The sequence below is a fragment of the Geothrix sp. PMB-07 genome, from assembly GCF_030758935.1.
In the GTDB taxonomy this organism is placed as follows: domain Bacteria; phylum Acidobacteriota; class Holophagae; order Holophagales; family Holophagaceae; genus Geothrix.
Genome location: NZ_CP132333.1, coordinates 4,004,526 through 4,029,421, shown reverse-complemented (window position 1 = coordinate 4,029,421; position 24,896 = coordinate 4,004,526). Strand labels below are relative to the sequence as shown.

Here is a 24,896-nt window from a genome sequence, read left to right as displayed (position 1 = left end):
GGCGCCTCGCTAAATCCCTTCTCACTCTTTCTAAGCCTTCGTCGTGGCTTTTCCCCAAGTGTCACACCCGTTCCCATCCCGAACACGGCAGTTAAGACTTGGAGGGCCGATGATACTGCGCATCACATGCGTGGAAAAGTAGGTCGCTGCGACGTTAAATCCCCTCTGGGCCATCACAACTGATGGCCCAGAGCTGTTTTGGCGGTAAAATTTTTCTCTTCTTTCGAGGAATCCATGACCATCGAGGTTCGACTTCCAGACGACTCCCTTCGGCAGCTGCCCGAGGGTGCCACTGGTACCGACCTGGCCGGTGGCATTGGCGCTCGGCTACTGGATGCCGCCTTGGCCATCAAGGCGGATGGCAAGTTGATGGACCTCAAGGCGCCGCTGGTGAACGGTGCCAAAGTCGAGATCGTCACCAGTAAAACACCGGAAAGCCTGGAATTGATCCGCCATTCGACGGCCCACTTGTTGGCGCACGCCGTGAAGCGGCTGTATCCCAATGCCCGCGTGGGCATCGGCCCGGTTATCGAGGATGGGTTCTACTACGACTTCTGGGTGGAAAAGCCATTCACGCCGGAAGATCTTCCCGTGATCGAAGCCGAAATGCGGAAGATTGTGGCAGAAGGCATCGAGGTGGTTCGTGAGGATCTCGGTCGGGACGCTGCTGTGGCGCGGTTCGAGGCCATGGGCGAGCCGCTCAAGGTGGAAGTGGTTTCCGGCATTCCGTCCGGTGACATCATCAGCGGCTACAGCCAGGGCGATTTCTATGATCTTTGCCGTGGTCCCCACGTCCCAAACACCGCCAAATTGAAGGTCTTCAAGCTGCAGAGCATCGCCGGCGCCTATTGGAAGGGCGACGAGAAGAACCAGATGCTGAGCCGCATCTATGGCACCGCCTTCCACACGCAAAAGGAATTGGACGACCACCTGAAGCGGCTCGAGGAAGCCAAGGCTCGGGATCATCGCAAGCTGGGCAAGGAACTCGGACTGTTTTCCTTCCATCCAGAGGCACCCGCTTCCCCCTTCTTCCATCCCAAGGGGACCCAGGTTTACAACGAACTGGTCACTTATGTCCGTGAGCTGTATTTCAAGTACGGCTACAGCGAGGTAATCACGCCGCAGATCATGGATGTGGCGCTCTGGAAGACCAGCGGACACTACGAGAACTTTGCAGACAGCATGTACTTCACCACCGCCGAAGAGCGGGAATACGCCATGAAGCCCATGAACTGTCCTGGGCACTGCCTCATGTTCGGCACCCAGAAGCACAGCTACCGTGATCTGCCCCTGCGCTTCGCCGATTTCGGACGACTGCACCGCTATGAGCGCAGCGGTGTTACCCATGGGCTCACCCGCGTCCGTACCTTCTGCCAGGATGATGCCCACATCTACTGCACCCCTGAGCAGATCAAAGCCGAGATGGCCTCTTTTCTTGACCTGCTGAAAGAGGTCTACGACACCTTCGGCTTTGAGGGAACGCGGGTGGCACTAAGCACCAGACCCGAGAAGCGCCTCGGCACCGACGAAATCTGGGATGCGGCGGAAGGAGCCCTCGCTGAGGCTCTGAACGAAGCGGGCATCCCCTTCACCTTGAATCCCGGTGAGGGTGCCTTTTATGGCCCGAAGATCGAGTTCCAGGTCTTGGACGCCCTCAAGCGGCCCTGGCAGCTGGGCACCTTGCAGGTCGACTACATGATGCCCCAGCGGTTCGACCTGAACTACACCCAGGCTGATGGCACTGAAGGCCGCCCAGTCATGCTCCATCGCGCCATCCTCGGCAGCCTGGAGCGGTTCATGGGCATCCTCATCGAGCACACCGCCGGGGCCTTTCCGGCCTGGCTGGCGCCCACCCAAGTAACCATCCTCCCCATCACGGACCGGGCCAACGCCTTTGCGACTGAAGTTCTGGCCCAAGCCAAGGCCCTCGGCATTCGTGCGGATTTGGATGCACGGAATGAAAGCCTGAAGGCCAAAATCCGTGAAGCTCAGTTGGCGAAAGTCCCGTATATGCTCGTGATCGGCGATCGGGAAGCCGAGGCGGGGACAGTCTCTGTGCGGCATCGCCACCGCGGGGACCTGGGCGTTCAGCCGCTAGATGGTTTCCTGGCCACGCTGGTTGCTGAAGTCAAAGATCGCCAACGCTGAATTGGTTTTCCGTGCTTGGCGAAGTGAGATTCAAGTGTTAGACTTTTTGTCCTTGTGTAACTAGGGGAGGAACCATTCGTCCGAACGAGACCCGCATCAACGACGGCATCCGGGCTCAAGAGGTCCGCGTCATCTCCGAAGATGGCGAACAGCTTGGCGTGATGCCTCCCCACCAGGCCATCCGGATCGCTGAAGAACGCGGCCTCGACCTGGTGGAAGTGGCCGGAAACGCTCAGCCTCCAGTCTGCCGAATCATGGACTACGGCAAGTACAAGTTCATGGAAGCGAAGCGGGAGCACGCCGCCCGGGCGAAGCAGAAAAACATCGTGGTCAAGGAAGTGAAGTTCCGCCCCAAGACCGATGATCACGATTTTGATTTCAAAGTGAAGCACATCCTGCGGTTCCTGGAGGAAGAAGACAAAGTCAAAGTGGTGGTCATGTTCCGCGGACGTGAAGTCGTCCATCGTGACATCGGCTACCGGATCATCGAAGAAGTCATCCAGCGCGTTGGCGACAAGGCCATCGTGGAAAAGGGTGCCGGCATTGATGGTCGCGACATGCACGCCATCCTGGCGCCGAAGATTGTGGAAGTACCCAAAGCCCCCAAGAAGCCCAAACCGGCCAAGCCTGAAACCCCAGCTGCAGAAGCCCAAATCTAGCGAGGAATCCATGAGCGGTTACAAGATCAAGACCCACAAGGGCGCCCAGAAGCGCTTCAAGAAGACCGCCGGCGGCAAGTTCAAGCGCGGCTGCTCGCATCAGCGCCACATCTTGACTAAGAAGACCGCCAAGCGGAAGCGTCAGCTGGACATGGGCGGCATGGTGGCCAAGGCCGACCAGAAGGCCGTCGCGGCGATGCTCCCCTACGCGTGATTTCCTCTGGGGGTTCCACGCTCCGCTTCGCTGCGCGAACACCCCCGGACCCCCATGCACGTCGCAGGCATGGCCTGCTCAGTGCTTGGATTCTCTCGCTGACGATCCTACAATCGTTGGTTCAACCCGGTGGCTGACACCACCCCCGATGAGGCCTTCAAAGCGCGCCGATCAGCGGACGAGCTGCCTCGAGGAAAGGAACACCCATGACTCGCGTCAAACGCGGTTTTAAACGGGCCCAGCGCCGCAAGCGCATGATGAAGTTCGCCAAGGGCTTCTACGGCGCCAAGTCCCGCCTGTATCGTTCCGCCAAGGAAGCCGTCGAAAAGGCTCTTGGCTACGCCTACCGCGACCGCAAGGTCAAGAAGCGTGATTTCCGCCGCCTCTGGGTGGTGCGCATCAGCGCCGCCTGCGGTCAGAACGGCACCAGCTACTCGAAGTTCATGGGCGGCCTGAAGAAGGCTTCCGTGGATCTCGACCGCAAGATCCTCGCGGATCTCGCCGTGCGCAATCCTGAAGCGTTTACCAAGCTCGTGGCTGTGGCCAAGGGCTGATCGCGAACGACATCGCAGAAACCCGAAAGGCCGCGCAAGCGGCCTTTCCTTGTTTAGAACCACCTGTGCTGAGGGATCCATGGACCAACTGCTTCCCGCAGAAATCGTCGAGGCTGGCGGGGCCTTTCCGGGCGCCTTGGCGGCTTGCGGAGACCTGGACGCGTTGCTGCGCCTCAAGGGCGCCTACGTGGGCCGCGAGGGCAGCCATGCCGCGCGCCTGATGGAGTTGCTGAAGGTGGCGCCCAAGGAACAGAAGCGCGATCTGGGAGCTGCCATCAACGCCCTCAAGCAACAGTGGGAGGAAGGCCTGAAGGTCCGCCAGGCGGAGTTGGAGGCGGCCAAGAAGAACCTGAATGCGCGCGCCTCCCAGTGGGATCCCACCCTGCCGCCGCCCGTGCCTGCGCAGGGCGCCCTGCATCCACTGAATCGCCTCATGGATCGGCTGGTGGACGTCTTCCGACCGCTGGGTTTTCACGTGGAAGAGGGCCCCGAAGTTGAGAACGAGGCCCACAACTTCGATGGTCTGAACATTCCCGAAGATCACCCGGCGAAGGCTTCATCGGACACCTTCTATTTCGCTGAGCATCCAGAGCTGCTGCTGCGCACCCACACCAGCCCCGTACAGGTGCGCACGCTTCTGCGCGTGGCGCCAACCCTCGCGGAGCGCGGTGGCATCCGCTTCCTGGCCCCGGGCCGCGTCTACCGCAAGGATGAGATCGATCCCACCCACAGCCCCATGTTCCATCAGGTGGAGGGCATGCTGGTGGGTCACAACATCGGCATGCAGCACTTGAAAGGCACCCTGGAATACGCGCTGCGGGCGCTGTTCGGCCCGCACACCGAAATCCGTCTGCGTCCCTCCTACTTCCCCTTCGTCGAACCCGGTTGCGAGGTGGATTTGAGCTGTCCGCTCTGCGGCGCGAAGGGTTGTCGTGTATGCAAGGGTTCCGGATGGGTGGAGATTCTGGGCGCGGGCCTCATTCATCCCAACGTGCTGAGTTATGCGGGCATTGATCCCGCCGAGTGGTCTGGCTGGGCCTTCGGCATGGGGGTGGAGCGCATGTCCATGATGCTGAGCCAGACGCCGGATCTGCGGTTGTTCTTCGAGAACGACCAGAGATTCTTGAAGGTCATGGGAGGGCTGGACTGATGTGGATTGAACGGAAGGTCCTGGCCCAGGAAATCCCCGCCGTGGCAGAGATGGATACGCGGCAGCTGTGTGAGCTGCTCGCCTCGCTGGGGTTCCCGGTGGATGGCGTGGCCCAGCGCGAAGGCACCGAGGCGCTGGATGTGGACATCACGGCCAACCGCGGGGATGTCATGTCGCATCGCGGCGCCGCACGGGAAATTGCCGCCAAGCTGGGTAAGCCCCTTGCGCCCATTCCGGCGGCACCTCTGTCAGAAGGCACGCCGGTGGTGGAGGTGAGGCTGGAAAGCCCTGCCTGCCCCACGTACAGCACCGCGGTGTTGGAGCTGGGTAAGGGGACAACGCCTCAGGCCGCGCAGTCCTTCCTGGCGGCCCTGGAAGCCTCGGCCAAGAAGCTGCCCGCCGTCGATGCATCCAACGAACTGCTGCACCGCTATGGCCACCCCACCCACGCCTTCGACGCCGACCGCATCCGCGGCGCGGTGACCGTCCGCTGGGCCAAGGCGGGCGAAAGCGTGGTGACGCTGGATGGCGTGACGCGCAACCTGACATCGCAGGATCTGATCATCGCCGATGAATCCGGCCCCATCGCCCTGGCGGGGGTCATGGGCGGGGACAGCACCAAGGTGACGGAAGCCACCACCCGCGTGCTGCTGGAAAGCGCCTACTTCGACGCGAAGACGGTGCGGGCCATGGCGCGCCGTCACAGCCTGCACACCGACGCCTCCCACCGCTTTGGCCGCGGCGCGGACCGCGCCATGCCGAAGGTGGCCCGTGATCTGCTGGTGGACCGTCTGCAGGCCTGGTGTGGCGCGAAGCTGATCGGCGCCTGGACGGCGGGTTCTGTGCCCCAATCTCCTGCCGTTGTGCTGCTGTCAGAAGGTCTGTTGAATCGGGTGGCGGGAGAGCCCGTGTCCCTGGCGGATGCAGCCAAGGTCCTCCAGCAGCTGGGCTGCGGGGTGGAAGTGGCGGCGGGTGAACTCAACGTCGTGCCACCCTCCTGGCGGCATGATCTCTCCATCGCTGAGGATCTGGCGGAGGAAGTGCTCCGCCTTCGGGGTTACGAGCGCATTCCCTCGGTGCTGCCGCCCTTGGAGGGACCGCCGGAACCCCTGTCGCCTCTCTACCTTCAGCGGCAGTGCGTGTCGCGCCGCCTGGCCCATCTTGGGTTCCACCAGACCGTGACCTACGGCTTCATCAGCCCCGAGGCGGATGCGGCTTTCGCAAGCGTTGGAAATGCCCCTGAGGGTCGAACGCTGTCCAATCCCCTTGGCCAGGAATACTCCGTCATGCGCGGCTCCCTGCTGCCCAGCCTGCGGGCCGCGGCGGAACAGAACCTGCGTCAGGGCGCCCGGGAGGTGCGGCTCTTCGAGTTGGCCCCCACCTATGTCAGCGGCCCGAAAGGTCCCGTGGAACGGTTCTCCCTGGGCGTGGTCTGGGGCGGCGTCCAGGGGGGTGAGGATTATCTGAGCCCGGCCCGAAACGTGGTAGAGGCGGATCTCACGGGCGTGGCCAAGGCATTGGGCCTGGAAAACCTCTCCCAGGTGCGAGCTCTGGGCGAAGGGCTCTTCGCCTTCGAGGTGCCGGTCTCGGCCCTGCCCGAACCCACCACGAGGATCATCCCGGCCTTCAGGCCCTTCAGCCGCTTCCCCTCGGTGGAGCGGGACCTGTCGCTCCTGGTGGATCTGGGCCAGTCCCATGCAGCCCTGACCCAGGCCATGAAGGCGGCCCTGCCCGCGGAAACGCTTCAGGACCTCCGCTGCGTCGATGTGTTCCGGCACAAGAGCTTGCCGGAAGGGAGGCAGGCCTGGCTGATGCGCCTGCGCTTCCAGGCCGAGCGGACCTTGGTGGGCGAGGAGGTGGACGGCTGGATGACCTCGGCCCTGGCCGCGGCGGAATCCCTGGGTGCCCGGCTTCGGGCTTAAGATGGGCAATGTGAGGCGACCATGGATCTTCTGAAGCAACTCGAATCGAAAATGCAGGCCCTGGTGCAGCAACGCAACCAGCTCAAGGAAGAACTGGACGCACTCAAGGCCGCCGGTGCGGCGGGCGACCAGGAGCTCCAGAGCCTCCGCACTCAGCTGGAAGCAGCCATGGCGGATAAGGTTGCCTTGGAAAAAGACCGCGAGGCCGTGAAGGAGCAGGTGGCGTCCATCCTCCGGGCCCTGGAGGCCCTGGGATGAAGCCGCCCGCCCCACTGCCGGGCACCCGGCCGGTCACCGTGACGGTTCTGGGGCGGTCCCTGCAGGTCCAAACGGACCGGCCCGAAACCATGGAGGCCGCCATCCGGATTCTGGAAGACACCTTTCAGGACATGGACTCCCAATGCCAGTTAAGATGGGGGAGCGTCCCGAAGGGCCTCGACACCCCGTCCTGGTACCTGCTGGGCGCCCTGAACCTGGCGCACCGAGTGGCGCGACTGGAACAGGAAGCCAACCAGCACACCCATAACCTGGAACAGACCCTTTCCAAGCTACTGAGCGATGTTCCGGACGAACCTTCCGCCCCTATGCCACTTCTTGACGAGGACGGAGACTGATTTCCCTGCGAGGCCCGTGATTATGGCCAAGCGCTTGTTCCGTAAGTCGACTCGGGAGACCTTCCCCCTGTCCTGTGCGTTCCGCGCGACGGCGCGCCTTAGCCAGGGACTCTGGTTTCCCCCCTATTAAACTAGGGAACTCGGCACGCCTCCACGACTGAGCGGGGATTTTCATCTTGGTGCTGGTGGCTCTTTGGATCCTCTTTCCTTGGAGTCGCCCATGAATCTGATCGACTGGATTTTCCTCTGTTTCACCATCGTTTCCGGTGGGCTGGCCTTCCTCTTCGCCATGAAGGCGCAGAAGGCCACGGTGGACAGTTCGCAAGCCCAGGCCAAGGCCGAAGCCGACATCAAGTCGGAGCGTGAGCGGCTCCTTGAAGAGGCCCGCAAGGAAGCCCAGCGTCTTTTGGACCGCGGTGCCAAGGACGCGGAATCCGTTCGCAAGGAATCCGAACTGAAGGCGAAGGATCAGGCCCTGCTGGCCCGCCAGGAAGCCGAGAAACTGCTGACCGAACGCCAGAACAATCTGGAGAAACAGGAGCAGCGGATCCAGGCGAAGGAGCAGGGGCTCCAATCGAAGGAAGAGAACCTCGACAAGAAGACCCAGCAGGTGGATCAGAAGGCCAAGGATCTCGAGGTCCTTTCGGAAAAGCGCAAAGCCGAGCTGGAGAAGCTCGAGGCCCAGCAGGCCGAGGCCAAGCAACTGGTGGAAGCCCAGGCCAAGCGCCTGGAGGAAGTCGCCGGTCTCACCCGCGAAGACGCCAAGAAGGAACTGATCTCCCAGCTGGAATATGCCGCCAAGATGGATGCCGCCAAGACCGTGCGCCGCATCGAGGAAGAGGCGCTGGAGGACGCCCAGAAGAAGGCCCGCTGGACCATCGGGGCCGCCATCCAGCGCGTGGCTTCAGACGTGGTGACCGAGCAGGCCGTGAGTTCTGTGCAGCTGCCCAGCGACGATCTCAAGGGCCGCATCATCGGCCGCGAGGGCCGCAACATCCGCGCGCTGGAAAAGGCTACGGGCTGCGACCTGATCGTGGACGATACGCCCGAAAGCATCGTCGTCTCCAGTTTTGACCCCATCCGGCGGGAAGTAGCCCGGCAGGCCATCCTCAAGCTCCTGGCCGATGGCCGCATCCACCCTGCCCGCATCGAAGAGGTGGTGGAGAAGGTGAAGGTCGACATGGACCAGCACCTGAAGGAAATCGGCGAGGCCGCCTGCATCGAACTGGGCTTTCCCGACGTGCATCCCAAGCTGCACAAGCTGGTGGGCCGCCTGAACTACCGCACCTCGTATGGCCAGAACGTGCTGGAGCACACCAAGGAAGTGGCCCGCATCGCCGAATACATGGCCGGAGAGATGGGTGCGGATGCCAAGCTTTCCCGCCGGGCCGGCCTCTTCCATGACATCGGCAAGGCCATCGACCGCGAAGTGGAAGGCACCCACATCGAGATCGGCATGCAGCTCATGCAGCGCTACGGAGAGAAAGAAGACGTCATCCATGCCATGAGCTGCCATCACGGGGACTTCGAGCCCCGCACCGTGGAGGCCATGCTCATCACCGCCGCGGATGCGCTCAGCGCCGCGCGCCCCGGTGCCCGCCGCGAAATGCTGGAGACCTACGTCAAGCGCCTGGAGCAGCTCGAGGGTATCGCCAACAGCTACAAGGGCGTGCAGAAGAGCTTTGCCATGCAGGCGGGCCGCGAGATTCGCATCCTGGTGGATGCCGGATCGGTGAACGACGACCAGGCCTACTGGATCGCCAAGGATGTCTCGCGCCGCATCGAGTCCGAGATGCAGTATCCCGGGCAGATCAAAGTCACGGTCATGCGCGAATTGCGCGCCGTGGAAATTGCGCGATAAGGCCTGGGGCCTGCCTCTGATAAAGTCCTGAAGGCAATCTCTGCCGCCAACAGGGACTCCTTGGACACGTCTCCTTCCTCGCCCTCCGCGACTGGCCCACTAAGCGTGGGCACAGTCGAGGCGATTGTGGGCCTGCTGGAAAAGGCTTCCCTGGCCTTCTACATCATGGATCGGGAAGGGCACCTCCTCCACGCGAACGGCCGGTTCCTGGATTGTCTTGGTACCACGGTGGATGGCCTGGCCGATTTCGACATGGAGCACCTGCGCCATGACTTGCCTTCTGAGGAAGCCAGGGAGTGGTTTCGTCGAGCCTTCGACCGGCCAGGGGATGTCTCGGAAGTCGGTCTGTGGCTGAGGGCGGATGGCACCACACTGCCCGTGCGGATGGCCGTGGTGGGGTTCCACACAGAGGTTGGAGACCGATTGCTGGGGTGGGGTCGCGATCACAGCGAGGAGAAGCTGGTCCTCGACCGACTCAAGGAGAGTGCGGAGCACCAGCGTCACTTGGCCGAAGGCATCTACGCGCTCAGTCTGACCCGCAGCCGGGAAGAGGTCTTCCAGGTGCTGATGGGTCGAGCCGGGGCCATCCTGCCCGGTCTGCACTGGTTCATCGGACACATCGGTCCAGGTGAGGCTCAGCGTCTGGGCGCCATGTCTGGCGTGGCTCCGGCCATTCGCGAACGGGTAAGTGCCGCCGTTCAGCAGCTGGGCTCTCCTTTGGCGGGAACGGGGTTCTCGAAGGAAATCCACGACCACCGCCGCCTCTGTTTCGTGGCGGATGCCGCTGCATCGGCCGAGCTGGTTCCACTCGAACTGGCCGAGTCCCACCGGCTGAAGAGCCTCCTGGGCGTGCCGCTGTTGTTCGAGGGGCATATCACCGGTGTGCTCTTTGGACTCGGATTTCAGGATGAGGCGTTCCCCATCCCGCGGGAGTCCCAGTTCGCCATCCTCCAGAATCTGGCCCGAATCGCCGCACTGGCCCTGGACCGAATCCAGGCAGAGGCTCGCCTCGAAGTCTCCGCCTCCCTGGCCAGGAACCTCGCCGCCGCCGTGAAGGACCTGGCCGGGGCCACTCGGGAAGACGATCTGGTGTCCACGCTGTTTCGCTGGGCCGCACAACTGGCCCCCCTGCAGGAGTGGTGGTTCAACCGCTTCGACGCCGGGGAGGGGGTGTCCTCGACTCAGTACTGGACGGCAGGTTTGCGTGTGTTCGGCAGCGAGGAAGAGATCCGCCGCCCCGTGGCCGTGAATCGGAGTCCCCTGCTGGAGGCCATGTACCTTCAGCACCGGAGCATCCACATCCCCCGTTGTGAAAGCCATCCCGACCTTCCGGACAGTGACCTGTGGCCCTTCCGGACCTTCGTGGGGCTGCCCATGGTGCATGAGGGTGAGGTGCTGGGATGCCTGGGCGGGGCCTCCTTCGGGCCCCAGGGTCACGTCTCCATCTCGGATGATCAGTTCGGTGCCCTGGAAAGCCTGGCCGAGGCCGCAGGCCTCGTCATGAACCGCGTCCATGCCAGGAGCGCCCTGGAGGCGCAGGAGACCCGGTTCCGCCTGCTCTTCGAACAGTCCCCCGACCCCATCCTGCTGCTGGCGGGCGGAGCCATTGTGGATGCCAACGCGGCTGCCTCTGAGCTGTTCGGGCTCGATCGCAGCGAGATGGCAGGCTGTCTCATGTGTGCCCTCTGCCCGGAGTGCCAGGCCGATGGCATGCCCAGCACGGAAGGGTGCCAGGCCCACATGGAGGCGGCGCTTTCGGGGGTTCATCAGCGCTTCGAGTGGACCTTTCTCTGTGCCAACGGAAGGGTGGCGCTCTGCCAGGTGAACCTCACGCGTTTGGATCATGGGAACCAGCCCATCCTCCATGCCATCGTGCGCGATATGACGGCCCAGAGGCAGGCGGAGGCAGAGCGGGCGGCCCTTGAGCGACAGCTGTTCCAGGCCCAGAAAATGGAGAGCCTCGGCGTGCTGGCAGGGGGCATCGCCCATGACTTCAACAACCTCCTGATGGGGGTGCTCGGCCACGCGGGCCTGGCCCTGGAGCAGCTCAGTCCCCTGCATCCCGCCAAGCGGAACCTGGAGGCCATCCAGAAGGCCGGGCAGCGGGCAGCAGACCTGACCCGGCAGATGCTTGCCTACTCAGGCCGGGGCCAGTTCGTGGTGCGTCCGCTGGACCTGACTGCACAGGTGGCGGAGATGCTGCACCTGCTGGAAGTCAGCATCCCCAAATCCGTGCTGCTGAACCTCGATCTGCACAAGGGGTTGCCGGCCATATCCGCAGATGCCACGCAAATCCAACAGGTGATCATGAACCTGGTCATCAATGCGGCAGAGGCCATCGGAGAAGCCTCCGGCGCCATCACCCTTTCCACCGGAGCCCAGCGCCTGGACACCGCGGACCTGGAACGGATGATGATGGGGGGCCAGGTGGCTCCAGGCTTGTTCGTATATCTGCAGGTGCAGGACACCGGGTGCGGCATGGACGCCGATACGGTCAGCCGGATCTTCGAGCCTTTCTTCACCACCAAGTTCACGGGGCGGGGCCTCGGGCTCTCCGCCATCATGGGCATTGTGCGGGGCCACCAGGGAGCACTCGAGGTGGATTCGGTGGTGGGCCAAGGCACGGCCTTCAAGGTCTTCTTCCCGGCCCAGGCTCTCGCGGCCGAAACCGCTGCCCTTCCGGGGCTGGACGTTCCCGTTCAACTTGGCCAGGGCATGATCCTGGTGGTTGACGATGATGAGACGGTTCGTGCCGTGGCCCGGCAGGCCCTCGAGTGGAAGGGCTTCCAAGTCGTCGAGGCCGCCGATGGCCGCGTGGCGGTGGATCTGGTCCAAGAGCACGGGGGCGCCATCGGTCTCGTGCTCCTGGACATGACCATGCCTCACCTTGGCGGAGAAGGGGCTTACATGGAGATGAGGAGCCTCCAGCCGGAGCTGAAGGTGATCCTCAGTTCGGGGTACAACGAGGCCGAGGCGCTGAGTCGCTTCCAGGGCAAGGGGCTCAGGGGGTTCCTCCAGAAACCTTATGGACCGCGGGATCTCATCTCGAAGGTGTTGAAGGCTCTGGAAGATTGACCATGCGGACCCTTCTTCTGCTCGTCTTCAGCAACGTATTCATGACCTTCGCGTGGTACGGGCACCTGAAGCATCACCGCGAAAGCCCTCTGTGGCTGGCCATCCTGGCCAGCTGGGGCATCGCCTTTTTCGAGTACTGTTTGATGGTGCCTGCGAATCGCCTCGGGTACGGCCGGTTCAGCCTGCCGCAGCTCAAGGTCATGCAGGAGGTGGTCACCCTCCTGATCTTCGCGGTGTTCACGGTTGCCTGGATGAAGGAGCGCCTGCACCTCAACCACCTGTGGGCAGGCCTCTGCCTGGTGGGGGCGGTGTTCTTCACGTTTCGGCGTTAGCCAGGCAGGTGGATCAACCCCCGCCTTAACGCGATGACGGCAGCCTCGGTGCGGTCTTTGGCTTCGAGCTTGCGCAGCAGGTTGTTGACGTGGATCTTCACGGTGGGTTCGGCCAGGCCAAGGGCGTCCGCGATTTCCCGGTTCCGCTGGCCCTCGGCGAGCAGCTTCAACACGTCCAGCTCCCGAGGGGTCAGCCGTTCCGAGTCCATGGCTTCCAGCAGCCTCGCGGCGGTGGCGGGCGGGAGGTAGCGCTGGCCTGCGGCCACAGCGCGAACGGCCTCGATGAGGATGGTCCGGCGTACGCTCTTTAGCAGATAGCCGCGGGCTCCGGCTTCGAGGGCGCGCTGAATGTCGGCGTCGCCATCGAAGGTGGTGAGCACCAGGATCCGCGCGTCAGGATCTTCGCGGAGGATGGTGCGGATGGCCTCTACACCCGTCTGGCCAGGCAGCTGAAGGTCCATGATGGTGACGGTGGGGCGCAGGTTCCGCCACGAAGTCACGGCCTCCTTGCCATCCCCGGCCTCGCCGACCACTTCCAAATCTGGCTCGCCTTCGTGGAGGATGGACACCAGTCCATCGCGGACCACGGGATGATCGTCGACGATGAGCAGGCGGATCCGATCCGATGGTTCTGTGGTCATGGACGCCACCTCCGGTAGGGCAGGGTAATGGAAATGCGGGATCCCAGGCCTTCGCTGCTGTCGATGTCGAGGTGCCCACGCAGCAGTTTGACGCTTTCCCGGATGCTGCGCATGCCGTATCCACCCGCGCTGGCGGTGGGGTCGAACCCCTTCCCGTCATCTTCGATGCTGAGATTCACATGGTGGGGGTCGAACTGCAGCGTCACGCGCACCCACCGTGCCTTGCCGTGGCGAAGGGCATTGGTGAGGAGCTCCTGAGCCATGCGCAGGAGCTCCTCCTCCAGCCCTTCCCGCAGGCGTCTCGCCTGCCCTGTTGAAGCAAATTCCACCTGGATGTTCGTGCCTGCCAGCAAGCGGTCGGACAGCATCCTGAGGCTGCCGAGCAGGTCGGTGCCTTCAGGCTTCCGGGGGCGAAGGGCCATCACAGAGCGGCGGGCCTCCTGCAGGCTGGAGACGGCCAGGTTGCGGGCGTGGTCCAGGCGCGTGAGCACCGGCGCCGGGTCGCCCTGCATGCGCGCCAACTTGGCTTCGGCGGCCTCCAACTGCAGCAGCACCCCGGTGAAACCCTGGGCCAGGTGATCGTGGATTTCCCGGGCCATGCGGTTGCGTTCGGACAGCACGGCAGAACGGGCCTCCAGCTGTTCCAGGCGCAGACGGTGCAGCCACCAACCGAAGGCGGCGATGGCCAGGGCGCAAAGGCCCCAGAAGACAGGCCGCTGGTAGAAGAAGGGAAGGGCCCGGATTTCGATGGCGCACTCCTGGGGCGGCCCCGTTTCATCGAGGCGCCAAGCCTGAAGCACGAAGCGGTATTTCCCGGGCGGCAGGTTGGAATAGGCGGAGAAGCGCCGGTCGCCCACATCGTTCCAGGCCTGCTCCAGCCCCTCCATGCGGTAGCGGAAGCGCACCTTGTCCGCCCGGGTCAGGGAGGTGGCGGTGTAGTAGATCTCGAAGCGGTGGGTGCCCGGGGGCACGAGAATGGGCCGGGTGTCCGGAAGCACGGTCTCGTCGCCTTCGGCTTTCAGGAGGCGCAACCGCAACGGTGGCCCCTGGAGCGGGGGGGCATTGCCGTTCAGGCGGGCCAGGCCCCGGCTGGTGGGGAAGTAGAGATCTCCTTCGCGGGTGATCCAGGCCGCGGGCTGAGCGCCGCTGCTGGTTTCCCGGGAGGGCATGCCATCGTGATGGTCGTAGTGGATGACGGGAATGGTGCCCGGCTGATCCAACCCCAGCGCCAGGGTGCCGCGGGGCACCTGGAACACGCCCTGGCCGGTGCTGAGCCACATCTGGTGAGACTTGTCCTCCAGCATGGCGTGGATGGCCATGAGCCAGGGGCCGGGCCGGTCTCCGTAGCTTTGCACCACCCCATCCCGGTAGCGCCGCAGGCCGTCGACGGTGCCGATCCAGAGGGAGCCATCCCCATCGAGGTGAAGGGAAAGGGCACCGTTGGAGCCCAGACCCTCTGCCTGGCCCAGCCAGCGGAGGGGGAGGTCAGCCTCGAGAATGCCCAGGCCCCGTGTGCGGCTCGCCAGGTAGAGGGGGCCGCCCGCGCCGCGAGCCATGGCCTGCACGCCGGGAATTCCGGGAAACAGGGTGGGGGCTGCGCCCGGTGCGAAGCGCGCCAATCCCTGCCGCTGGGTGGAGACCCACAGCACGCCCTGGGGATCTTCAAACAAGGCCAGGATGGAGTCGGGTTGGGGCTGCCCAGGCCATGGAATCCGCTGGAACCGCTCCTGCTCCAGCCAATAGAGCTCTCCGCGCTCGGTGCCCACCCACAGGCCGCCCGCCTTGCGGGGCCAGAGGGCGCTGATGGGACCACTGCTGGAAGGCAGTCCGGGCCGCCATCGCTCGACCCGCCCCTGGCGGATCAGGCCCAGGGCTGATCCGCCAGTCAGGCACCAGACGTTGCCTTCCGGATCCTGGCAGACCATGCGGGCGGGCTCCTCTGATCCGGCACCGAGAATGGGAAGGGTCTGGAAAGGGACTGGGTAGATCACCTGCATGCCGCGGCCTTCGCTGCCGGACCAGATGGCTCCGGAGCTGTCTTCCAGCAACGCCAAGGGGGTCCAGGGACTGCCCAGGGGAGAGGGAGCAGCTTCCCACCTGCCCTCCTTGGTCCGGCGGGAGAGGCCTCCCTGCTCCAGGCCCACCCACAGGCCGCCCTGCCGGTCCACCAGCAAGGCGCTGATGGGCATCCGCGGGAGATTCTTGGCCCAGGCCGTGGCCTCAAGACGCCCATCCACCAGCGACAGCAGACCGTGGGAGCGGGTGCCTACGAGGAGATCGTCCTCGCCCTGGGATTCGAGCGTGGTGATGTCTGCGGCGGTGAGGGCGACCAGGGCCAGGCGGTTGTCCCGCAGGCGCCAGAGGCCCGAACCCGCGGTGCCCACCCAGAGACGGCCCTGCCCATCTTCCAACAAGGCTCGAATGCGCAATTGCGCGGCGTCGGTGGGTATGGCCTGGAAGCGCGTTCCATCAAAGCGCAGCAGCGGACCTTCGGTGGGAGCGGCCCAGAGGATGCCGCGGCGGTCCCGAAGCAGGCGAGCGATGGGTCGGTTCGGCAGGCCCTCGGCAGTGCCGAAGGACTTGAGGATGCCATTCCGGAAGTGGTAGAGGCCGGGTTCCGACGTGCCTATCCAAATGCCGCCGTCCGCAGCTTCCGCCAGGCATTGAACGGCATTGTGCTGGAAGGCGGGCAGGGTGATGCGGGAGTGATGCTCGAAGTCCGCGCCATCAAATCTCGCCAACCCTGCGCCCGTGCCAATCCACAAGAAGCCATCCCGCGATTCGAGGAGCGCGGTCACCGAATCCTGCAGAAGGCCATCCTCACTGCGCCAGGTGCGGTGCGCCTGGATGGCCAGGGGCCGGGTGGGATCCAGGGCCAAGGCGGGGGTGGCGAGGCAGAGCCACACCAAAGCCACGACCAGGCATCGCAAGGCTTCCCAGTGGGAAGGTCGGTGTCCTGCCGTGTGTGAACCCATGGAAGCTGAAGGGTAGGTCATTGCAGGGGCTGGATCAACGGAGAAGACATTAGATCGAACGGTCTAAGAATCAGAATCCAATCGGGATATGGGCGCAAGGGGGCTCAGGGGCGATAGTAAATGTCAGACCATTGTCATTACATGGTTTGTTGCTCGCACGGTCATTTAAGGAGTTTGGTTTCACTTAATTCCGAACAGGACTATGCTCGTCTCAAACATCCATTTTTTAGTTTCTCCGTGACAAACCGATGGCATCTGTAGCCAACGGTTTGTGTCTGACCTTTTCTCCGCCAGGGTTCCTCCTTTCGAGTCGCCCTTCTCACCGGGTTTCACCATGACCAACGCTGGATTCCTGATGCGAAGGGGCAGTTTTCTTGGACGTGGCGGGCTCATCCTGCTGGGGCTGCTGGTCCTGGTGGCGTGCGGCGGCGGCAAGGGCGCCGGGAGTACGGCGCAGTATTACGGCAACTACCATCCCTTGGGCTGGATCGACGGGACTCACGGGCAGAAGGCGCACGGCGCTGAAGCGGTGGCGAGCATCAGCACCTGCACCCGGTGCCATGAGATCTCCATTCTCAAGGTGGGCAGCGGCGTTCCCACGTGCATGACCAGCGGCTGCCACCATCAGTCCACCCCGAACTTCGCAGATCCCGCGGTGCATGGCCTCCGCGCGAGGCTGGCCATCAGTGACGCTTCCGGCGGCAGCCTGGTGTCCTGCCAGATCTGCCACGGCAGGGACTTCGCAGGGGGCGCTTCGGCCCAGACCTGCGCCTCCTGTCACGGAGTGCCCGCTCCCCATCCGGTGCGGCCTTGGCGGGCCGTGGGCGGTTCGACCCTCACCCACGCCGGCATGGACCCTTCCAATGCAGTCGTCTGCGCCCAGTGCCACCTGGCTGGATCCAGTCTGAACCCGGTGGGACACCCCACCACGCCAGCACCCGCCGCCACCCAGCCCGGCTGCTTCAATGCGACCCTGTGCCACGGCGACAAACTAGCGCCCCATCCTGTTCCCTTCCTGACGGGCCTCGCGGATGCTGCGGGCAACGGGCACATGACCGTCACGGCTGGGACGTTTGCCGCCGATTGCAGCACCTGCCATGCCTACTCCGGCACATCCCCGAGCGCCAACGCTCCGCTGTGCAATGTCTGCCATCAGCTGGCGGATCCCGTGGCTGCGGGCACCCAGGCTGGTACCTGCCTGTCCTGCCACGCCGGCGCCCCTGGACTGCCGCACGGCCCCGGAGGCTCGGCGTTCCCCAGCACCGCCGGCGCCCACGCCAAGCACATGGCCCTGCCCACGGCCCTGACCTGCGATACCTGCCATGCAGGCAGCGGCACAGGTACAAACACCCATTACACCAACGCCAATGCGCGGAACGGGGCCCCCGCTGGGCCCGCGCCCGTGGCGATGGATGCCGTCTTCCAGGCCCAGACGGGAGGGGCCCTCGCGTTCACGGCCGCCTCGCTCACCTGCTCCAATGTGAGCTGCCATGGCGGCCAGGCCACGCCGGGCTGGCAGACGGGCACCCTCAACTCCGCCACCCAATGCACGGCCTGCCACAAGGTGGCGGCCTCCGCAGGTGCGACCATCCAATTCAACGACGCCTTCGGCCGACACAGCCTGAACACCCACGACGCCACGAACCCCGCCAACGCCATCGCCTGCACCACCTGCCACAACATGGGCAACGGTTCACCCGGTGCCCTGGCCCACTTCAAATACCTCGACACCCAGGCGGTCGATGGCGTGTCCACCGGATCGCCCGCCGATCAGCTGCCCAGCGGCACCATCGTCTTCGACACAGCCGTTGTCGCGGGACCTGGAACCTACTCCGTGACCAGCGCCACCCAGGGCAATGGCGGCTGTGCTCTGACCTGCCACACCCACCTCCACACAGCCTCTTTCGACACCTGGACCTCCTCCGGCGCACCGCACCCCATCCCGTTCCTGAAGGGACAAGTCGACCTACAAGGCAACGGACACCTGGAACTCACCGCGGCGGCCTTCACGGCAGACTGCGCGGCTTGCCACGCCTATGCCGCACCTACGCCGCTCGCCGGTGTGCCACTCTGCTCCGTCTGTCACAAGCTCGCTGATCCCGTTCAGGTGGCCACGGGTAAGGGCACCTGCCTTTCTTGCCATGTGGGTCCGTCAGGGCTGCCGGCCGGTCCCACAGGCGTGACCTTCCCGAGCATCGCCGGTTCTCACCCCAAGCACATGGCACTTCCCACCACCCTGACCTGTGACACCTGCCACGCCAACGCCGGCACCGGCACGGCCACCCACTACACCAACGCCAATGCCCGGGTCGCGACACCGGTGGCTCCCAGCACGGTCAACATTGACGCCGCTTTCCACTCGCAGAGTGGCGGCGCGGCAGGGTTCACGCCCGCGGCGCTCACCTGTTCGAACGTGAGTTGCCACGGCGGGAAGGCCACGCCGAACTGGCAGACGGGAACGATCGCCTCCAGCTCCCAGTGCCTCAGTTGCCACGCGATCAATGGGGGCACTTCCACTTCACAATTCAATGATGCGGTGGGCCGCCACGCCTGGGGCACCCACTCCACCGCCGGAACGCTGGACTGCACCCTCTGCCATGACATGACCCTGGCCACGCCCGGTGCCCAGAACCACTTTGCTGAATTGAACACCACCGCTGTCAGCAGCACCAACAAGCTCCCCAGCACCACCATCAAATTCAAGCTCAGCAACACCACCTATCCCATCACTGGCGCTGCCACCTACACCATCAACGCGACCACCCCCGAAGGGGACGGCGGCTGTGCCCTCACCTGTCACAGCCAGATCCACAACCCCACGGACAACCACTGGAACGCCCCCAAGGGCTCAGGCGTGGCCCACCCGGTGCCGTTTTACAGCACCGATGTCAGCACCGGCGGCAACCACCACCAGACCCTCACCCTGGCTCAGTTCAACAACGAGTGCGCGACCTGCCACGATCTGAGCGGCGCCTCCAGCAAGGCGGGACCGGCCTGCAGCGTCTGCCATACCCTGGGTGATCCCACCGCTGTGGCTACCGGAGCCGGGACCTGTCTGTCCTGCCATGTGGGTGCCGCTTTCAAGACCCAGGGCCCCACGGGATCGGCCTGGCCCAACATCCAAGGGTCCCATCCCAAACACCTCTCGCTCCTGACTTTCACGCGGGGAACGCCGACTTTGCCAGCCTCTCTGACCGCTTCCGTCTGCGAGGCCTGCCACGTGGGCTCGGTGCCCGGAGACGCGACCAACACGCACTACAGCAATGCCAACAAGCGGGCAGCCAGCCCCATCCTGACACCTCCGGCTTCGGTGGCCATCGATCCTGCCTTCAACGCCAAATCCGGAACGGCCAACATCGCGCCCAGCGCTTCGGCCTTCACCTGCTCCAACGTGAGCTGCCATGGCGGGCAGACCACGCCGGGCTGGCAGAGCGGCACGCTCACCAAGAACGCGACCACCTACTGCATCGCCTGCCACAAGGTCACCTCGGCGGGAACGCAGTACAACGATGCCTCGGGCCGACACACCAACCCTGGCGAGCACAACACCACCTGCGACTACTGCCATGACATGACCCAGGCGAAGCCCGGCGCGCAGAACCATTTCAAGTACCTCGACACCTCCGACGTCCGGGTGTCTCCCGACCAACTCTCCAGCGACACCATCCTCTTCGGGCCGAACGTGACGGGCGCGAGGACCTACACCACCACCGCCACCCTCGGGCGGGGCAACTGCACCCTCAGCTGCCATGGCGAGTCCCACAGCCCCAAGCAGTGGCAATGAACCAACCCCGCCTTTCCAACCCACCTTCTGGAGGCCCCATGCGCCGTTTCATCCTTCCCGTCCTGTGCCTTGTGGGCGCCGCCCTGATGGCTGGCGACCAGGCCAAGGATCTGCCCAAGTTCCAGGGCGGTGACCTCAACAAGTATTGGACCGACGCTTGCGCCCGCTGTCACGGCGTGAACGGCAACGGCCGCGACAACAGCGGCAAGCCCCTGCCCGACGCGGGCTTCGACTTCACGGACAGCCGCAAGGCCAACAAGAAGAAGGACAGCGACTGGGTGAAGATCACCCTGGAGGGCAAGGACAAGATGCCGGCCTTCAAGGACAAGATGACCGCCGATGATGCCCAGAAGATGATCGCCATCATGCGCAAGTTCTCCGCCAAGTGATTGCTTTGGAGTTCTGATGACACGGAAGACCGCTCCCCTGCTCGCCTGTGCCCTGGTGGCCGGGGGAGCGCTCCACGCCGACTCGTCCGAGTACCCACTGGTGATCAACCTGCCTTCCGCCGAGCGGATGCAGTACTGGGACATCGGCGTGGTTTTCACGCACAGGTTCATCCAGCCGGTGAAAGATCACGGCAAGGATGTCTACGGGCTCGATGGATACACCTACGCGGGTCTGGGCTTCGCCTTTGGCATCAAGCCCATCCCGGGCCTGAACGCGTTCATCTACCGCACCGCGGATAACAAGACCTTCACCTTCGGTCTGCAGGAGCAGTTGCTGAACGGCGAGCGTGTCCGCATGGCTGTGCGGGCTGAACGCTACGACGAGGTGGTGAAGGAGGCGGTGACCACCCTGGGCAAGGTGGGTATCAACGGTGTCACAGTTCAGGTGCCCACGGAGATCTTCATCACGGATGACATCATCTTTTCCGTGGTGCCGACCTATCTTAGCCGCAACACCACCGGGGATACCCTGCTGTTTCCGGCCCCCGGGGAACCGGCGCCCACCACTCCCAACAAGGCGGGCGTGTTCAATGTGGGCCTGGGTCTGCGCATCAGCTTCACAGAGAAGTTCTCCTTTGTGAGCGAGTATTATCCGCGCCCCTCCAAGCTGGCGAAGGCCGCGCCCGGCGGCATCACGGATGGCACCACCTACCAGAACGGCTTTGCGGCGGGCATCTCGTACAAGACGTTCAAGCACCGCTTCACGGTGGTGGGCACCAACGCCAGCGGCACCACGGGCAATCAGGTCATGAGCGGCGACTACGGCGGCGGCCCCAGGCCCACCGCCCAATGGGCCCTTGGATTCAACGTGGTCCGCGTTTTCTGATCCGAGGCCCCATGCTTGCGTCGCCCCTCATCGAGTTCATCGCGCGGGAGCATCCGGCCTTCGTCCATGTCCCCCTGGGACTGGTGGCCGTACTCCCCCTGGCCATGTTGGCCTCCTTCCACCCGCGTCATGGCCGGGTGCTGGCGGGAACCTCCTTCTTCCTGGGCGCCATTGGCTGGCTGGCCAGCTCGGTCGCTCTCTTCAGCGGATTGATGTGGGGTCGCCAGATCAACCTCATCGCTCCTTCCGGCTTTCTGCCTGTGGTGGCCAGCGACAAGCAGGTGCTGCAGAAGATCCTGCAGATCCACATCCTCGCTGCCGCTGCGGGTTTCATGGTGGGCGGTGTCTGTGTGTTTCTGCTGTGGCGGGTCTGGAACCGGGAATTCGGAACTGGCGGGGGAGACCATCGGCACCACGCCGGTCGCCGTTTCTGGGAGCGGGGCGTGGGCGCGCCAGCCCTGCTGGTGGGCTTTCTCTGGCTGGCCTGCTGGGGCTTCAGTGGCAAACTGGGCGGCATCATGGTCTTCGGCAACGAGGAAACGAACAAGGCAGCGGCTGAGGCCGATGCGACCCGCCGCAGCGATGTGGAAGCCGACCTGCCCATCCGGGCCCTGGACTATGCCAGCCTCGAACCCGCCGAATCGGGCCCGAGCCGCAGCAAGGCCCACGGCGACCGTTGGCGGCGCATCTGGGTCACGGCCTCGGGCATCGATGCCTACAAGGAAGGCAAGCCCCTGCCGCCGGGCGCCTACGCGGTCATGTCCACCTTCACCGATGACAAGGGCAAGCCCGGCACCGAACCCGGCCCGCTCTACATGAAGGAAACCAAGGCCGATGGCACCACGGCCTTTGCCTTCTACTGGGCCCGGGTGCCCGAGGCGCTCCGCAAGGATTTCGGCGGCGACAGCGTCTATTGGCGCAGCCCCGATCCGAAGCTGGCCACTTGTCTGGGCTGTCATGAGAAGGGCAGCGCCATGGCGAAGTGAGGCCCCCGCCATTCGGCGGGGGAGGGCTGGTTAAAGCAGGGCGCGAAGCGCCTGGATGGCTTCGGGCAGGCCCGCGGGATTGGAACCGCCGCCCTGGGCCAGATCCTTCTTGCCGCCGCCCCGTCCGTTCAGGGCGGGGAGCATGGCCTTGAAGAGGGTGCCCGCATCGTAGGGAAGATCCTGGGAAACGGCCACGAGAGCGGCCACCTTGTCCTCGGCGCTCTTGGAAGCCAGCACGATGACGGCGCTGGGATGTCGGGTGCGCACCTGGTCCATGAATTCCCGCAGGGCGTTGCCCTCGAGACCTTCCACCAGGGCGGTGACCAGGGTGACGCCCTTGATCTGCTCCACCTGCTCCGCGCTTCCCCCGCCGCTGGCGGCCTTGAGCTTGGCCTCCTTCAGGTCTCGCTCCAGCTGGGCGATGCGCTGATCCTTGGCGGCCAGCAACTCCGGCAGCGCCTCACGGCTGGCGTTGGCCTGGCGGGAAAGGCTGTGGATCATGGCCTCGTCCGCCTGCAGCAGTTCCAGGGCCATCTCCCCGGCCACGGCCTCGATGCGCCGCACCCCGGCAGCCACCGCGCCCTCGGAGATGATCTTCACCACGCCAATCTCGCCAGTGTTGGCCACATGGGTGCCGCCGCAGAGCTCCGTGGAGAAGCCTGGTACCTGCACCACCCGCACCACATCGCCGTACTTCTCGCCGAAGAGGGCCATGGCTCCGGAGGCCAGCGCCTCCTCGATGTCCATTTCACGCACTTCCGTATCCTTGGACTTCAGGGCCTGGCGCGAGGCAAGGCGCTCGATCTCGGTGATCTGGGCGGGCTCCAGGGGCGCGAAGTGGGTGAAGTCGAAGCGCAGCCGGGAGGCATCCACCACGCTGCCCGCCTGCTTGACGTGGGAGCCGAGCACTTCGCGCAGGGCCGCGTGCAGCAGGTGGGTGGCGGTGTGGTGGGCGCGGATCCGGCGTCGGCGCACGCTGTGCACCACGGCGTTGACGGCCATGTTCTCCAGCAGGGAGCCCGTCACCTCGACCTTGTGCAGGTGGCGCTTCTGGGCAGGGGCGGTGCAGTCGAGCACCTCCGCATGGCCGCCCTCAAAGCGCAGCTGGCCGGTGTCACCCACCTGGCCGCCCGACAGGGCATAGAAGGGCGTGCGGTCCAGCAGGACGTAACCCTCGCCCGTGAGCTGCTTCACTCGGCGGTGCTCCGCATCGAAAAGCGCCACCACGTGGGAGGAGCTCTCCAGGTGGTTGTAGCCCAGGAAGCGGGTGGGTGGCAGGTCCGCGAGGATGGCGAGATCTCCAGCCAGACGCAGGTCGTGGGCCTTCATGGCCGCCCGGGCGCGGGTGCGCTGGGCGTTGAGCTCCTGCTGGAAGCCTGCGAGGTCCGCGGTGATCTGGCGCTCCCGGCACCAGTCTTCGACCAGGTCCACGGGGAAGCCGTAGGTGTCATAGAGGCGGAAGATGTCGGACCCCGCCAAGGTGCCCGTGGAGATGTTGCTGGATTCGAGGATCTTGAGGCCCGCCGAGAGGGTCTGGCTGAACTGCCGTTCTTCCCGGTGCAGGGATTTCTGGATGCGGCCCATTTCGGCCATCAGCTCGGGGTACTGATCCCCCATGGCCTGAAAGACGGCTGGGGCCAGGTCGGCGAAGAAGAGGCCCTCGATGCCCAGCTTGCGGCCGAAGCGCAGGGCCCGGCGAATGATCTTACGCAGCACGTAGCCGCGGCCCTCGTTGCTGGGCACCACGCCGTCGAAGCACATGAACGTGGCGGCCCGGATGTGGTCGGCGATCACCTGGGAGGCCGTTCGGTTGGTGTGTTCCCGCCGCTCCTCGGGACGCACCTTGGCCACCTTCCAGATGGCCTCGAAGATGGGCGCGAAGAGATCGATCTCGTAGTTGGTGTCCACGCCCTGCAGGATGCTGGCGGTGCGCTCCAGGCCCATGCCCGTGTCGATGCTGGGCTTGGGCAGGGGCGCGAGCACACCCTTGGCGTCGCGTTCGTACTGCATGAAGACCAGGTTCCAGATCTCCATGACCCGGTCGCCGTCGCCGTTGGGAGTGGCGTCGCCGGGCACATGTTCGCCGCGGTCGAAATGGAGTTCCGAGCAGGGGCCACAAGGGCCCGTGTCGCCCATCTGCCAGAAGTTGTCCTTCTTGCCGAAGCGCATGATGCGCGCCGGAGGCACACCGGCGGCCTTCCACATCTCCTCGGCCTCGGTGTCTGCAGGCACGCCGTCGGCGCCTTCGAACACGGTGACCCAGAGGCGGGAGGCATCCAGACCCAGGCAGCCCTGATCCACAGGGCCCGTGAGGAACTCCCAGGCGAAGCGGATGGCGTCAGCCTTGAAATAGTCCCCGAAGCTGAAGTTGCCGAGCATCTCGAAGAAGGTGTGATGGCGGGCCGTGAAGCCCACCTGGTCCAGGTCGTTGTGCTTGCCGCCCGCCCGCAGGCACTTCTGGCTGGTGGTGGCGCGGCTGTAGTCGCGGTTCTCCTTGCCCAGGAACACGTCCTTGAACTGGATCATGCCGGAGTTCGTCCACATCACCGTGGGATCGTCCGCCGGGCCGATGACGGCACTCGACGCCACGCGCCGGTGGCCCTGACGCTCGAAGTACTGGAGGAATCGCTCTCGGAGTTCGGAGGTTTTCATAGGTGATCCAGGATACCGGACGATCAGAAAGAAAAGCGCGGAACGGGCTTTGCC

Annotated in this window: 18 protein-coding genes and 1 rRNA gene; 16 read left to right on the top strand and 3 right to left on the bottom strand. The window is 64.6% G+C overall.

Going from position 1 to position 24,896, the window contains the following annotated elements:
• Positions 1 to 39: 39 nt before the first annotated feature.
• The 12 genes from rrf (at position 40) to Q9293_RS17605 (ending at position 12,529) form a co-directional block, all read left to right on the top strand.
• Positions 40 to 155 (top strand): 5S ribosomal RNA (gene rrf, locus Q9293_RS17660).
• A 79-nt stretch (positions 156 to 234) separates the two neighbouring features.
• The gene (gene thrS / locus Q9293_RS17655; RefSeq protein ID WP_306248789.1) at positions 235 to 2,148 is read left to right on the top strand and encodes a threonine--tRNA ligase; all 1,914 of its coding nucleotides are present in this window, start codon (positions 235 to 237) and stop codon (positions 2,146 to 2,148) included.
• 74 nt (positions 2,149 to 2,222) lie between these two features.
• Positions 2,223 to 2,807 carry a translation initiation factor IF-3 gene (gene infC, locus Q9293_RS17650; RefSeq protein ID WP_306252452.1) on the top strand — a complete coding sequence of 195 codons (585 nt, stop codon included), beginning with the start codon at positions 2,223 to 2,225 and terminating at the stop codon, positions 2,805 to 2,807.
• A gap of 10 nt (positions 2,808 to 2,817) precedes the next feature.
• Positions 2,818 to 3,021, top strand: a complete 204-nt coding sequence (gene rpmI / locus Q9293_RS17645) for a 50S ribosomal protein L35 (RefSeq protein ID WP_243303127.1) — start codon at positions 2,818 to 2,820, stop codon at positions 3,019 to 3,021.
• A gap of 206 nt (positions 3,022 to 3,227) precedes the next feature.
• The gene (gene rplT / locus Q9293_RS17640) at positions 3,228 to 3,575 is read left to right on the top strand and encodes a 50S ribosomal protein L20 (protein WP_286354390.1); all 348 of its coding nucleotides are present in this window, start codon (positions 3,228 to 3,230) and stop codon (positions 3,573 to 3,575) included.
• Positions 3,576 to 3,654: 79 nt separating this feature from the next.
• Positions 3,655 to 4,725: a phenylalanine--tRNA ligase subunit alpha gene (gene pheS, locus Q9293_RS17635; protein WP_306248786.1), complete on the top strand. Its 1,071-nt coding sequence runs from the start codon at positions 3,655 to 3,657 to the stop codon at positions 4,723 to 4,725.
• On the top strand, positions 4,725 to 6,647 hold the full coding sequence (locus tag Q9293_RS17630) for a phenylalanine--tRNA ligase subunit beta (RefSeq protein ID WP_306248785.1): 1,923 nt from the start codon (positions 4,725 to 4,727) through the stop codon (positions 6,645 to 6,647). The genes pheS and Q9293_RS17630 overlap by 1 nt, the downstream gene beginning before the upstream one ends.
• Before the next feature lie 21 nt (positions 6,648 to 6,668).
• Entirely contained in the window at positions 6,669 to 6,905 is a 237-nt protein-coding gene (zapB, locus tag Q9293_RS17625) for a cell division protein ZapB (protein WP_306248782.1), read from the top strand.
• Positions 6,902 to 7,261: a cell division protein ZapA gene (locus Q9293_RS17620; protein WP_306248780.1), complete on the top strand. Its 360-nt coding sequence runs from the start codon at positions 6,902 to 6,904 to the stop codon at positions 7,259 to 7,261. The genes zapB and Q9293_RS17620 overlap by 4 nt, the downstream gene beginning before the upstream one ends.
• A 220-nt stretch (positions 7,262 to 7,481) precedes the next feature.
• A complete protein-coding gene (gene rny, locus Q9293_RS17615; protein ID WP_306248778.1) occupies positions 7,482 to 9,122 on the top strand; it encodes a ribonuclease Y in 1,641 nt (546 codons plus the stop codon).
• Positions 9,123 to 9,248: 126 nt separating this feature from the next.
• A complete protein-coding gene (locus tag Q9293_RS17610) occupies positions 9,249 to 12,197 on the top strand; it encodes a PAS domain S-box protein (protein WP_306248777.1) in 2,949 nt (982 codons plus the stop codon).
• A gap of 2 nt (positions 12,198 to 12,199) precedes the next feature.
• The gene (locus tag Q9293_RS17605; protein WP_306248775.1) at positions 12,200 to 12,529 is read left to right on the top strand and encodes a DMT family protein; all 330 of its coding nucleotides are present in this window, start codon (positions 12,200 to 12,202) and stop codon (positions 12,527 to 12,529) included.
• Here the strand turns inward: Q9293_RS17605 and Q9293_RS17600 are convergent.
• Both Q9293_RS17600 and Q9293_RS17595 read right to left on the bottom strand, forming a co-directional pair.
• A complete protein-coding gene (locus Q9293_RS17600) occupies positions 12,526 to 13,170 on the bottom strand; it encodes a response regulator transcription factor (RefSeq protein ID WP_306248774.1) in 645 nt (214 codons plus the stop codon). The genes Q9293_RS17605 and Q9293_RS17600 overlap by 4 nt on opposite strands.
• A complete protein-coding gene (locus Q9293_RS17595) occupies positions 13,167 to 16,100 on the bottom strand; it encodes a sensor histidine kinase (protein ID WP_306248772.1) in 2,934 nt (977 codons plus the stop codon). The genes Q9293_RS17600 and Q9293_RS17595 overlap by 4 nt, the downstream gene beginning before the upstream one ends.
• A 400-nt stretch (positions 16,101 to 16,500) precedes the next feature.
• Here Q9293_RS17595 and Q9293_RS17590 point away from each other — a divergent pair, with 400 nt between their 5' ends.
• The 4 genes from Q9293_RS17590 to Q9293_RS17575 are packed head-to-tail and all read left to right on the top strand — an operon-like array spanning position 16,501 to position 22,190.
• A complete protein-coding gene (locus tag Q9293_RS17590) occupies positions 16,501 to 19,929 on the top strand; it encodes a CxxxxCH/CxxCH domain-containing protein (protein WP_306248770.1) in 3,429 nt (1,142 codons plus the stop codon).
• Positions 19,930 to 19,967: 38 nt separating this feature from the next.
• Positions 19,968 to 20,318 (top strand): cytochrome c, encoded by a 351-nt coding sequence (locus tag Q9293_RS17585; protein ID WP_306248768.1) that lies wholly within the window; start codon positions 19,968 to 19,970, stop codon positions 20,316 to 20,318.
• Between the two features lie 16 nt (positions 20,319 to 20,334).
• A complete protein-coding gene (locus Q9293_RS17580; RefSeq protein WP_306248766.1) occupies positions 20,335 to 21,204 on the top strand; it encodes a DUF5777 family beta-barrel protein in 870 nt (289 codons plus the stop codon).
• Between the two features lie 11 nt (positions 21,205 to 21,215).
• Positions 21,216 to 22,190, top strand: coding sequence for a hypothetical protein (locus Q9293_RS17575; RefSeq protein ID WP_306248764.1), 975 nt, complete (start codon positions 21,216 to 21,218; stop codon positions 22,188 to 22,190).
• A gap of 30 nt (positions 22,191 to 22,220) precedes the next feature.
• Here Q9293_RS17575 and alaS read toward each other — a convergent pair whose 3' ends face one another.
• Positions 22,221 to 24,842, bottom strand: coding sequence for an alanine--tRNA ligase (alaS, locus tag Q9293_RS17570; protein ID WP_306248762.1), 2,622 nt, complete (start codon positions 24,840 to 24,842; stop codon positions 22,221 to 22,223).
• Positions 24,843 to 24,896: the final 54 nt, after the last annotated feature.